The organism is Rhodococcus sp. P4_B6, from assembly GCF_056402215.1.
The window spans coordinates 1-12,333 of record NZ_JBFUHV010000217.1 but is presented as its reverse complement, the minus strand read 5'-3'; the positions used below and the strand labels follow the sequence as shown (position 1 = coordinate 12,333).

The following is a 12,333-nucleotide window of genomic DNA, read 5'->3' as shown; positions in this document are numbered from 1 at the left end:
GTCGACGAAGAGCGCCCAATCATGCGCATACCGTCGCGCCACCACGCCGGCACCGTCGGTTCATGGAGCCCGATCCTCGGCGAAACCTGTGCCACATCCGGACACGCTATGTGGCGGTTGCGCCGTGGGGTTGATCGTCGGCGTCGGGTAAGGGGCGTCGGCAGATTTCGTGGGCTTCGTCGGCCGGGAGGCCGAACATCCGCAACAGGTCCTCGGTGACTTGGTCGGTGTCCTCCGCGTCGTCACGTTCGGGGTGGTCGTGCAGCAGTTGCCCGAGGCACAGTGCGGCCCCCGCCGTGATTGTCAGGGCCAGTTCGGGGTCGCGCACGCTGAACCGGCCCGCACGGGCAGCGGCCTCGATGTCGCGGCGAGCTCTCGGCGCCAGGCCTTTGTCCGAGCTGACCAGACTCGGCCCGTCGCGGAGCAGAACTTTGCTCAGTTCGGGATTTCGGCGATGCAGGCGTCCGGTCAGTCGGAAGCTCTGCGCAAAGACCTGGGCAGGGTCGTCCAGATCGGCGGTCAGTTCGTCGAGTATCGCGCCGTGGCGGTCGAGGGCCTCCTCCACGGCGGCGTGGAAGAGCTCCTCCTTCGTCTGAAAGTGGTTGTAGAACGACCCCATTCCGACATCAGCGGCCTGGGTGATCTCGAGAATCGGGGCGGTCAGTTTCCCCGCCGCCATGAAGGACTGGGCTGCGCGTACGAGTGCGGCGCGGGTGCGCGCCTTGCGCCGTTCCAGACGGTTCGGTGCATCGGTGATCTGCTCGGTCATGCCTGGGTGCCCTTCTCCTGATCCGTCTGACCTCGCCCTACCCTACCCGCGTGTCATCAATATTGACGAATTCCTCACACTTGGCAGCTGCTCCAGTCGGCAAGCAGCAGCCACACGGCCTGACCTAATGGGCGAGGATCTTGATGCCGACCACAAGTACGCCCACACCGACCAAACCCGTGATGGTGAACAGCTGTTGCCACCACCGTAAGTGGGCCATTCGCACGGCAAGCAGAGCAATGACGCCGAGTTCGACAACGAGGATCCACATCGCGATCCACATCGCTGTGGATGTGCTCAGTAGTCCGACGGCGGCTGCGACCAATACCAGCAGGGGCAAGACCGCGGTCTCCACAATCTGGCCGGAGGCCTGCAGCATCCGCAGCGCCGCCCGTCCGCGCGGAGCACTGTGGAACGCGCCGAGATGTGCTACCCAGTCGGCCAGCAGGCTCGCTACCCAGAGCCCGCCGGTGGCCACCGCGACATCGAGGACCCGAGCCCAGGGGCTCGTCTCGGGAGCCGTATAGGGGACGAGGACGGCGAGCGTCGCCAAACACGTCATCGCGCCGTACACACGCTCCCGCAGGAGCGCGACAACCTGCCCTACGGGAATCTCTTCCCGATTCGTCTCGCCGGCCGCGCCAGTCACTTCGGTCACCACGCGAATCGGTTCGAATCTGCCTTGTCCGAGCAACCGCTGCACCAATCCCATTCCAGCCATTAGTATCCCGTCGACAACGCGCCCGCCCCTGACGGTCCGGCGTGCGGTGAGCGCGGCTGCGGCTGCGGCTGCGGCTGCGGGCCACGCTCGGTCCGCCACTCGGATGCGGTCCACCATTCTCCTGGCGTCGTCGAAGTAGTCGGCGTCGACGTGAACGGTGTAACCGACAGTGCGCATACAAGTGCGGCGTGGGGACGCGCCTTACGCCGGTCCAGGCGGTTCGTGCATCGGTGATCCGCTCGGCCATGCCTGCGTGCCCATCTCCTACTCCGCCCGAGCTGGCCCCACCCTACCGCGTGTCATCAATATTGACGAATTCCTCAAAATCTCTTGACTGACGATATCCGCGTGAGTGACGATATCCTCATAATCTGAAGGGAGTGGTCAATGACTGCCCACCACGACCCGCATGCCGGTCTGCACAGTCAGCAGGGCGCACTGGCGGGCGAACACCGCGGGCGGGCCGCCGAGCCGATCATCAAGGTCCATGACCTCRCATGGCTGGAGTTCGAAAAGCCCAACCTCGATCGGGCGGAGGCGTTCGCCCATGCCTTCGGTTTTGCGACGGCCCTTCGCACCGCACACGAACTGCAGTTGCGCGGGACGGACCCCGGATCGCCCTGCGTGCTCATCCGCCGAAGTCCACGGTCGCGGTTCGTCGGTCCCGCCTTCCGGGCGGCCGACGCGACCGACGTGCTGCGACTGGCGGACGCGGTCGGGGGTGCGGTCGTGCCCCTTCCCGAGAGTCTGGGCGGGATCACGGTCGATCTCACCGATCCCAGCGCTCTGGGAGTGCGGGTCGTGTCCGACACGTTCGAGTTGCCGGCGTTGTCCGACCAGGCCCCGCTCCCCCTGAATTTCGGACACGACGGCGGGCGGGTGAACGCCCCTCAGCGCCCGCCCCGCGCGCCGGCCACCGTGCAACGACTCGGGCACGTCGTGCTCCAGACGACGACGTACCTCGAAACGCTCAACTGGTACCTCGAGCACCTCGGACTGATCGTCAGCGACTTCCTCTACTACCCGGGGCAACGGGCCGGGGGTCCGATCATGAGCTTCATCCGCTGCGACCGCGGCGCCACGCCCACCGACCATCACACCCTCGCGATGGTTCTCGGCCCGGCCAACCGCTATGTGCATTCGGCGTATCAGGTCGCCGACCTCGACGGCCTCGCCGCGGGAGGCGAATACCTGCTCGACCGGGGCTACCGCCGGTCCTGGGGCATCGGCCGACACATCCAGGGCAGCCAGATCTTCGACTACTGGCGCGACCCCGACGGATTCATGGTCGAGCACTTCACGGACGGCGATCTCTTCGACGACACCCTCGAGGCGGGCTGGGCACCGATGACCGCGTCCGGACTGTCCCAGTGGGGGCCGCCCGCCACCAAAGACTTCCTCGGAGTGAATCCCGGCCGGGAATCACTCCAGGAACTGCGCGCCATTGTCCACGCGCTGCGCGCCGACAACGAATTCGACCTCCACCGCCTCCGCGGCCTTCTGAAAGTTGCCAGCTCATGACCATTTCCGTCCTCCGCACCGCCGACGCCTGGTGGGTCGACACACCCACCGGCGCCGCACGGGTAGACACCGCGGCCACCACCACCGCCCAACTGCTGACCGACCGACCGGCCGTCGAGGCAGCGGCGTCCAGCAAGGGCGCCGTGCCCGTCGCGACCCTCCGGTTGCTCTCCCCGGTCACCGCCCCGTGCCGGGTGGTCGCACAGATGACGAACTTCGCCTCGCACGTCAAGGACGCCGGGATGAACCCCGACACCACTCCGTTGACCTTCTTCCGCAAGGCATCCGGATCGATCAGCGGCCCCACCGACGACGTGATCCGTCCTGCCCATGTCCGGCTACTGGACTACGAGGTGGAGATCGGGCTCGTCCTCGCCCGCGACATCCCGGTCGGGACCGAGATCACCGCAGACACTCTCGCCGATCACGTGGCCGGCCTGGTCGTCACCAACGACATCTCCGCGCGCGACATCCAGCTTCCGAAAACGCAGTTCTACGAAGCCAAGTCATATCCGACGTTCACCCCGGTCGGCCCCGCCCTCGTACTGCTCGACGGCGACGAGCTGAAGCGGTTCACCGACCTGCGCCTGCGGCTCTGGGTCAACGGTGAGCCGCGCCAGAACATGACCGTTGCCGACATGATCTACCAGCCGACCGAGACTCTGCAGGCGCTGACCCGGTTTCAACGCCTCGACGCCGGGGACTTGCTGCTGACCGGAACACCGGTCGGGACGGCACTGAGCGCCCCACCGAAGCCGATCGCAACCCTCTCCTCCCTGCTGCCGCCCGCAGTCAAATGGAAGCTCTTCTTCGCGGGCCAGGCCAAGAATCCGAACTACCTGCAGGACGGCGACCTCATCGAAGCCACCGTCGCCACCGACGACGGGACCATCGACTTGGGGCGCCAACGCACGGTGGTGAGGTACGCGCGATGACCACCGACCTCCTGTGGCCGCGTTACGCGACGCCCACGGATCTGACCACGATCGAGGCCGTGCCGCTGCGCGATCGGGGGCTTCCCGAGTCCACCTACGCGTTGCTCACCCGCGCGGCCCGGATGTGGCCAGATCGGCTCGCGCTCACCGTCCTACCGGACGGTGCACGGTGGCGGGAGCCGGTGCAGCGCACCTTCTCCGAACTACGCGACGATGTTCATCGATACGCGAACCTGCTCCATCGTCTGGGCGTGCGACGCCACGACGCGGTCGCCGTGATGGCGCCCAACTGCGCCGAGTTGATCCCCGCCACTCTCGCCGCACAACTCGCCGGCATCGCTGCACCCATCAACGCCGCGCAGTCGCCGCAGCACATCGGTGAATTGCTGCGCCGCTCAGGTGCCCGGGTACTCGTCGCGGCCGGACCGGAACTTGCGCCGCAGACATGGGAGGCCGCGCACCAGATTGCCGTGAGCGGGACGGTGGATGCCGTGTTGGCCGTGCGGCCCACCGGAGCCGCCGGCGCGCCTGCGGACCTGCCCGAGGTCGACGGAGTGCGGATCGGCTATCTCAGTGCGCTGTCGGCCGATATCGATTCCTCCGACTTCGTCGGTGATCCCCCCTGTGGGTTCGACGTGGCCGCACTGTTTCACACCGGTGGTACCACCGGTGTTCCGAAGCTGGCCGCCCACACCCACGACAACGAGGTCGCCGATGCCTGGATGCTGGCCGCGAACTCGTCGTGGGACTCGGACGCCKTCGTCTTCGCTGCCCTGCCGCTGTTCCATGTCAATGCCTTGATGGTCACGCTGCTGGCGCCGCTGTTCAAGGGCCAGGGTGTGGTGTGGGCCGGCCCGCTCGGCTATCGCGACCCGATGCTGTTCAACGAATTCTGGAAGATCGTCGAGCACTACCGCATCGCGTCGATGAGCGCGGTGYCCACCGTCTACGCGGCCCTCGCGCAGCGCCCGGTCGACGCCGACATCAGTGGTCTGCGCTTCGCCATGGTGGGAGCGTCGCCTCTGCCGACCGCGGTCGCCACGACGTTTCAGGACCACACGAGTGTGCCCCTGCTCGAAGGCTACGGACTGACGGAGGCAACCTGCGCGAGTGCACGCAGCTTTCCCGACGCACCACGACCTGGCTCGGTCGGGGTACGGATGCCCTATCAGCAGGTCAAGGTGATACGCGTCCGCAAAGACGGCACCTGGGACGACCTGCCCACCGGAGCGACCGGAGTGCTGGCGATCAGCGGTCCGACCGTGTTCGCCGGTTATGTTTCCGGCCACGACGAACACGGACCCGTTCTCAACGGTATGGGCAAACTGGTCGACGGTTGGCTCGACACCGGCGACCTGGCGCGCATCGACAGCGACGGTTTCATCCACCTGGTCGGACGCGCGAAGGACGTCATCATCCGGGGCGGGCACAACATCGATCCGGCGGTCATCGAAGACGTCCTCCTTGACCATCCGCAGGTCACCGCGGTCAGCGCGGTGGGACGCCCCGATGCCCACGCCGGCGAAGTACCCGTTGCCTACGTCACCGTTGCCGCCGACGCCGACATCACCGCACACGAACTGCAAGCCTGGGCGGGCGAGCGCGTCCCCGAACGGGCCGCCGCACCCAAGGCGGTCACCATCCTCCCGGCGCTGCCGGTCACGGCGGTAGGCAAGCTCTACAAACTCGCACTGCGCGCCGACGCGACACGGGCCGAGCTCGAGCACGCCCTCGCCACCGTCGCAGGCATCGACAGCATCCAGGCGTCCGTCGAGGACGGTTCGATCCTCGCCACCGTCGAGATCGACGGACCTGCCGGCGAACCGACGGTCAAGGCGATCCTGAACCGATACGCGATCAATTGGAAGGTCACGGTGCGCACATGACCACCGCATCACTAGTTCTGGCACTCTGCCTGGCAGTGTTCTACCTCCTGCTCGGCGCCGGCAAAATAGCGGCAACCTCCCCGATGCGGGAACGAGCAGCCCACGTCGGTATGCCCGTCAGCACGTATCGGGGCATCGGCGCTCTCGAGGTCGCCGGTGCCGTCGGTCTCCTGATCGGCGGAGTTGTGSCGGCACTCGGCGCCTCCGCCGGCATCGGGCTGCTACTCCTGATGGTCGGTGCCGTCGTCACACACGTACGCAACGGTGACGGACTGCGGGAGATGGCACCCGCCATCGTCGTCGGCGCAGCGATCGTGGCCTACCTCGTCGTCCTGCTCGGATCGATCCGATGAGCGAACGAATCGTCCCGGTCGTCATCGTCGGTGCCGGACCCACCGGACTGACCGCCGCCACACTGCTGGCCCGGTACGGTGTCGAGTGCCTGCTACTCGAGCGCTGGGAGGGCGTCTATGCGCAGCCGCGGGCGGTCCACCTCGACGGTGAGATCCACCGGATCGTGGCGCACCTCGGGATCGCCGAGGAGTTCGCGGCGATCTCCCGGCCGTGCCTCGGGTTGCGGCTTGTCGACCGGAACATGCGCGTTCTCACCGAGTTCCACCGAAACCCCGGTCCCGGCGTCCACGGCTACCCCGAGGCCAACATGTTCGACCAGCCGCAGTTCGAGGAGATCCTGCGCGCCAACCTGACACGGCACCCGAAGGCCTCTCTCCGCGGCAACGTCGAGGTCACCGGGCTGGCCGACGACCAGGCCGGCAGCGTTCGTGTCGACTTCACCGACCGAAGCACCGGTGTGCAGGAATCGGTGCAGGCCGGATACGTCCTCGGCTGCGACGGCGCCAACAGCCTGGTCAGAAACCAGATTCAGGCAACGATGAGGGACCTGAAGTTCGACCAACGCTGGCTGGTCGTCGACGTCGCGACAACCGCGGACCTCGGCGCGTGGGAGGGCGCCCACCAGGTGTGTGACCCGGTACGCGCGGCAACATACATGCGGATCGGACACACCCGCTACCGCTGGGAGTTCCGGCTCGAACCCGGCGAGAGCGCCGAGGACTATCGCGACATGGCTCGTCTGCATCCTCTCCTCTCACCATGGACACGGAACACCCCCCTCGACGACCTGACACTGGTCCGCGTGGCCGAGTACACCTTCAAAGCCCACATCGCGGACCGATGGCGCGACCGCCGGGTGTTCCTACTCGGCGACGCCGCCCATCTCACGCCGCCGTTCATCGGACAGGGTATGGGCGCAGGGATCCGCGACGCGATGAACCTCGCCTGGAAACTTGCCGGCGTCCTCACCGGAGATCTGCCCGAACGCGCACTCGACACCTACGAGATCGAACGCAAACCCCACGCCCTCGCACTGATCCGGCGCGCCAAGCTCGTCGGAATGGCCATGACCGAAGGCGGCGAACTCGGCAACCTCATCCGCCGCATCGTCCTACCACTGCTGCACCGCATCCCGGGCCTCGGCGACACGATCATGGACGGCGAAACCCCGGCCCTGCACCGCTCCACTCTGATAGAACGACCACGACTACGCCGAAGCCGAGCGGGCCGCCTGATCCCGAATCCAGACCTCGACCAGGGCCGCCGATTCGCCGAGGTCGTCGCCGGCCGGTTCGCGGTAGTCACCTCCCTCCCCCCGACCACGACACAACGCACCGACATCGAACAACGCGGTGGCACAGTCCTGCTGGCTCGACCCGGCACCGATCTGCACAACTGGCTACGCCGCGCCCGCGCCCGCGCCGCCATCATCCGACCCGACGGCACCGTCCTCAGCACCGGCAACGACCTGTCCGCCCTCGCCGCCGCCCTCCCCCGCTTCCACCCCGACCCCGTGCCGACGTCCTCACCCAGTGACCCACCCCTGACGAAGCCGCCACTGCGCACGCATGCCGACGCTGTGAGGTACCGGCCCGACGCGTGACCCGCATTCCGACCGGGCCCGCGGCGTCCGCAATGTCCTGCAGGATCGTGCGGGCGGCTGTTCACGTCGCCGCGGGCCCGGGGAACGCGGTTCCTGGTTCGGCCAGTGCACATCGAGATCGAAAATCACTGCGCACCAGGCGAAGTGATTCGCACCATAAAATACTCACCCGTAACCTAGGAGACCGTAACTTACGGTACCGTAGGTTCATGGCGATATCGGACATCAAGGAATACGCGCACCTGACGGACGCCGACGTCGAGGCCATCGGCCGCGACCTGGATGCGATCCGCCGAGACATCGAGAAATCCCGCGGTGCACGCGACGCCCGGTACCTCCGCAACACCATCCGGCTGCAACGCGGCCTGGAACTCGGCGGCCGCGCGGTGCTCTTCGGCTCCCGCACGCGCACGCTGTGGGCACTGGGCACCGGGATGCTCTCGTTATCGAAGATCATCGAGAACATGGAGCTCGGGCACAACGTCATGCACGGGCAGTGGGACTGGATGAACGACCCCGAAGTGCACTCCGTGAACTGGGAATGGGACAACGCCGATCCGTCGGCACACTGGAAGATCACCCACAACTACGCGCACCACAAATACACCAACGTCCTCGGCATGGACGACGACGTAGGATTCGGCCTGCTCCGCGTCACCCGGGACCAGCGCTGGAAGCCGTTCTACCTCGGCAACCTCGCCTACAACGCGATCCTCGCGGCGCTGTTCCAATACGGCCTCGCCATCCAATTGCTCGAGCTGGGCAAAGTGACCCGCGGCCGGGACGACCGCGACCTCACCAAGAAGCGCGGCAAGGAAGTGCTCGCCAAACTCGGCAGGCAGACCCTCAAGGACTATGTCGTGTACCCGGCACTGACCGGCACGGCATGGAAGTCCACCACCAAGGCGAACGCGACCGCCAACCTCGTCCGCAACCTGTGGACCAACGCCGTGATCTTCTGCGGCCACTTCCCCGACGGCGCCGAGAAATTCACCAAGACCGACGTCGACAACGAGACGCACCCCCAGTGGTACCTGCGGCAGATGCTCGGCTCCGCGAACATCTCGGGCGGCCCCGTCATGGACTTCATGACCGGCAACCTGAGCTATCAGATCGAGCACCATCTCTTCCCGGACCTGCCGTCCAACCGCTACCACGAGATCTCGGTCCGCGTGAAGCAGCTGTGCGACAAGTACGACCTGCCGTACACGACCGGCCCACTCGCAGTGCAGTACTGGAAATCATGGCGCACCATCGCGAAACTCTCACTCCCCGACAAGTACCTCACCGACACCCGCGACGCCGCACCCGAAACCGCCTCCGAAGCCGGGTTCGGCGGTCCCCCCGCCACCGACCCACTCACCGGCCGCCGCATCGGCCTGGCCACGACGATCAAGACAACACGCACACGCGGACCCGTCCGCCGACTCCTCGGAATGCGCTGACCAACAACTATTCCGGGGATGCTGCGGACAACGCTCGGTTAATCGTCACGGAGCTGTCGATCAGCCGAACAGTTCCGCTCCTTCCGGGATGGGCAGCGGTGAGAATGGTCCGATGCCGTCGCCCAGATTCACTGGCTACCAGCCCCGACTGAGGGAGACGGGCGCGGTTCCCCTCGTCAATACGCGTCAATGGACTCCGCCCACCAACGACCACCCGACCTGACACCAGGCGGTTCGGCTTGTGGTTGCGCCTCCGAAAGGTTCCCCGCGAGCAGATCGCCCAGCGAGATAGCCAGGAGTCGTAGCACCCGAGACTTCGTCGCCCTGCTGGTCGAACCGGCCGCAATCAGCAGCTGGGGGGTTGCGGCGTGTTTTCGTGCGTCACTCACCACGTCTGTCGTGAGCGGTGACAGCAGATCGCGAGGCCCGGGAGCGGGGCACCGGTGTCGGCGGCCGTCCACCACACCCGGGCTGGTGTGATCTTATCCTTCGATAAGACCGGGGAGGCCGACTACGAAGGTGGGGGTGCATGCCGTCGCCCCCGCTCATCCGGGGTCGGCGTCGACGAACTCGTGTCCGAGCCGGGCCCTACGATCCGCGCGGGCGCGGTCCCCTCCGCCCGGCCCGCCCGGCACCGCAGAAACCTGCCCTTCCGGCATAACGACATCGTCGGATACAGCGGTGTGGACAATTTCTGCCCACTCCGGTGTGGGTGCTCGGCATACTGTGGCAGTGGTGTCCGAGGCGAGGTGGGTGAGCCGCAAGGGCGGCAGGTGGAGCTGTGGACAGTGATGAGCTCCTCGGCTCGACTGCACCCCCACAGGGCGGAAGTTTCCGGTTCTACCTCGACGGCCAGCGCTGGGAATGGTCGGATCCCGTTGCCCGGATGCACGGCTACCAACCGGGCGAGATCACCCCCACCACCGAACTCCTGCTCTCGCACAAGCATCCAGACGACCAAGCTCAGGTCGCTGCACTCTTCGACAAGATGATCCATGCCGGTGCGCCGTTCAGCAGCAAGCATCGCATCATCGACACCGACCGCCGCATCCACCACGTCATCGTGGTCGGCGATCGGATGCTCGACGAGAATGACAACGTGATCGGGACGTCCGGGTACTACATCGACGTCACCGAAACGTTGGAGACCGACCCTCGCGAATTCAACGCGGCGCTCACCGAGGCCGTCGCCGAACTCGAACAGTCGCGGGCGGTGATCGAGCAGGCGAAGGGTGCGCTCATGCTCGTCTACGGCATCACCTCCGAACGGGCCTTCGGCATCCTCACCTGGCGCTCACAGCAGACCAACACCAAACTCCGCGTCCTCGCCCAACGCTTCGTCGACGTCCTCACCGCCGAGACGGCACTGCCCGCGTCGTCTCGCGCCCGGTTCGACCACCTACTCCTCACCGCCCACGAGCACCCCGACACACGGCCGGAGGCGCAGGACTAAAATTGGCGGTCCCACCCGCGGAGAACTCAGCCCTCGCAGCCCGGGGCGAGATCACCCGCAGCCGGGAACTCCGGCGTCGGAACCCGCCTCCCCGACCCGGCATATCTCGCTATGCGGGGTGATGACGTCGGTCTATGTGGTGATGACGTCGGGTGGGTCGGGAAGATCGACATCGAGAAGAAAGTCGAGCCAGATGAGGGCGTCGGCCAGAGTCTCCGCCCGCATGGTGATGTCGAATTGCTGCTCGGCGGCGGTGAGCGACCGCACCTCGTTCGCGAGATCCCCGCCGAGTAGAGCCGACACCGTCCGCAGGACCCAACGCCCCGATTCCGGCAAGTCGTCGACATCGGCGTATCCCCCATCGATGAAACGGAGATCGAGAATGAATCTCTCGCCCCGACCCGCCGGGCCTAGGCGCGCGATGATCACGTCGACGATCGCATCGACCACCCACGCGAGCACCTCGCCGTATTCCGACCGGCCGTCGGTGGGGTGCGCGGCGCACACCCGGGATACCTCGCACGAGAACCGGGCGGCGTCACGGTCACCGGCCAGTTGCACCAGCCGGCCCGAGAGCTGCGGCCGGCGAGCTGGTGGGCGGCCTGCGTTTGATCCCATACTCGGGGAGTGCCCGACCCTGGGCACCACGACACTGCCCAATTGGCGCTCGCGGGCCGACACCTACCCGGCCGAACTTCCGCAGGCGTCATTCGACAGCATCACCACCTTTTGGACCCGCTACCTGAGGGGAGCCGATCGGGGCTCAGCGAATGAGCCGCCCGCGGCACCGCATGGTCGACCCCGACCAGGGTCTTGCCGCCACGTCCCACGGTAGGCGCAGCGGCCGTGCGCGGCGTCGCCCTCGATCGGCTGCCCTCGCACCTCAAGCCGCCAGACGTCACCGCTCCACCACTGCATGTCTCCCCGCGCGCCAACCACAGGAAAACGACGCGAATCTTGCCCCGATGCGCGGGCGTCAGATGGGCCGCACGTTCTGGGTCTGCGGATCCCTCTGCCCCTGGCCAACCCATATTCGACGTGCTGGCCACGAAACAGTCCGGTTCGGCGCGGGGTTATACCAGGGTTGGGTTGGTTGACGTTGAATGAACCCGCATGACGACTGTGGCCGCAGAGGATCTCGGTGCAGCCAAAGATCAGGCACCTCGACGATCGCAATGAGAACAGTGCGCGGCGGCCAACCCGATGGGAGCAGCGATGTTCGAAAAATTCACCGACCCTGCACGCCGCGTCCTCATCCTGGCCACCGACGAAGCCCAGACCCGCAACTGCGACCATGTCGGGACCGAGCACATCCTGATCGGCCTGATCACCGAAGGTGACGGGGTCGCAGCGAAAACACTGGAATCGATCGGCATCTCTGCCGACGTTATCGGCAACCGGCTACCCGACATGGGCCACCACCAGCCGCACCGGCCTGGGCACATCCCGTTCACCCCGCGCGCCGAGAAGGTACTCGAACAGAGCCTGCGCGAAACCTCCCTGCTCGGCCACGACCACATCGACACCGAACACCTCCTGCTAGCCCCAATACCGTTCAGTTAGTGAACAAGGATGGTGCATTTCGGCGGCTGGGTGGGTTGTGGATGGTGTTGATGGTGTGCGCGTTTGGCTGCCCACTTGAGGAC

11 protein-coding genes are annotated in these 12,333 nt (G+C 66.4%); 8 read left to right on the top strand and 3 right to left on the bottom strand.

What is annotated here, in order from left to right; translation table 11 throughout:
- Positions 1-106: 106 nt before the first annotated feature.
- Both AC1DWT_RS45160 and AC1DWT_RS45155 read right to left on the bottom strand, forming a co-directional pair.
- Positions 107-769 (bottom strand): TetR/AcrR family transcriptional regulator, encoded by a 663-nt coding sequence (locus AC1DWT_RS45160; protein ID WP_095864240.1) that lies wholly within the window; start codon positions 767-769, stop codon positions 107-109.
- A 124-nt stretch (positions 770-893) separates the two neighbouring features.
- Complete coding sequence (locus tag AC1DWT_RS45155) at positions 894-1,481, bottom strand: hypothetical protein (RefSeq protein ID WP_206015884.1); 588 nt, start codon at positions 1,479-1,481, stop codon at positions 894-896.
- A 396-nt stretch (positions 1,482-1,877) separates the two neighbouring features.
- Here AC1DWT_RS45155 and AC1DWT_RS45150 point away from each other — a divergent pair, with 396 nt between their 5' ends.
- The 7 genes from AC1DWT_RS45150 (at position 1,878) to AC1DWT_RS45120 (ending at position 10,687) form a co-directional block, all read left to right on the top strand.
- Positions 1,878-3,011, top strand: coding sequence for a VOC family protein (locus tag AC1DWT_RS45150; RefSeq protein WP_477925760.1), 1,134 nt, complete (start codon positions 1,878-1,880; stop codon positions 3,009-3,011).
- Complete coding sequence (locus tag AC1DWT_RS45145; RefSeq protein ID WP_206012249.1) at positions 3,008-3,946, top strand: fumarylacetoacetate hydrolase family protein; 939 nt, start codon at positions 3,008-3,010, stop codon at positions 3,944-3,946. Before AC1DWT_RS45150 ends, AC1DWT_RS45145 begins: the two co-directional genes overlap by 4 nt.
- Positions 3,943-5,832 carry an acyl-CoA synthetase gene (locus AC1DWT_RS45140; RefSeq protein WP_477925759.1) on the top strand — a complete coding sequence of 630 codons (1,890 nt, stop codon included), beginning with the start codon at positions 3,943-3,945 and terminating at the stop codon, positions 5,830-5,832. Before AC1DWT_RS45145 ends, AC1DWT_RS45140 begins: the two co-directional genes overlap by 4 nt.
- Entirely contained in the window at positions 5,829-6,185 is a 357-nt protein-coding gene (locus tag AC1DWT_RS45135; RefSeq protein WP_477925758.1) for a DoxX family protein, read from the top strand. The genes AC1DWT_RS45140 and AC1DWT_RS45135 overlap by 4 nt, the downstream gene beginning before the upstream one ends.
- A complete protein-coding gene (gene mhpA / locus AC1DWT_RS45130) occupies positions 6,182-7,789 on the top strand; it encodes a bifunctional 3-(3-hydroxy-phenyl)propionate/3-hydroxycinnamic acid hydroxylase MhpA (protein ID WP_206012252.1) in 1,608 nt (535 codons plus the stop codon). The genes AC1DWT_RS45135 and mhpA overlap by 4 nt, the downstream gene beginning before the upstream one ends.
- A 209-nt stretch (positions 7,790-7,998) precedes the next feature.
- On the top strand, positions 7,999-9,234 hold the full coding sequence (locus AC1DWT_RS45125) for a fatty acid desaturase family protein (RefSeq protein WP_206012253.1): 1,236 nt from the start codon (positions 7,999-8,001) through the stop codon (positions 9,232-9,234).
- Between the two features lie 781 nt (positions 9,235-10,015).
- Positions 10,016-10,687 carry a PAS and ANTAR domain-containing protein gene (locus AC1DWT_RS45120; protein ID WP_095864235.1) on the top strand — a complete coding sequence of 224 codons (672 nt, stop codon included), beginning with the start codon at positions 10,016-10,018 and terminating at the stop codon, positions 10,685-10,687.
- 132 nt (positions 10,688-10,819) lie between these two features.
- On the opposite strand, the gene AC1DWT_RS45115 is transcribed toward AC1DWT_RS45120, so the two are convergent.
- Complete coding sequence (locus AC1DWT_RS45115) at positions 10,820-11,305, bottom strand: hypothetical protein (protein WP_095864234.1); 486 nt, start codon at positions 11,303-11,305, stop codon at positions 10,820-10,822.
- A 597-nt stretch (positions 11,306-11,902) separates the two neighbouring features.
- Between AC1DWT_RS45115 and AC1DWT_RS45110 the strand changes: the two genes are divergently transcribed.
- On the top strand, positions 11,903-12,250 hold the full coding sequence (locus AC1DWT_RS45110) for a Clp protease N-terminal domain-containing protein (protein WP_095864354.1): 348 nt from the start codon (positions 11,903-11,905) through the stop codon (positions 12,248-12,250).
- Positions 12,251-12,333: the final 83 nt, after the last annotated feature.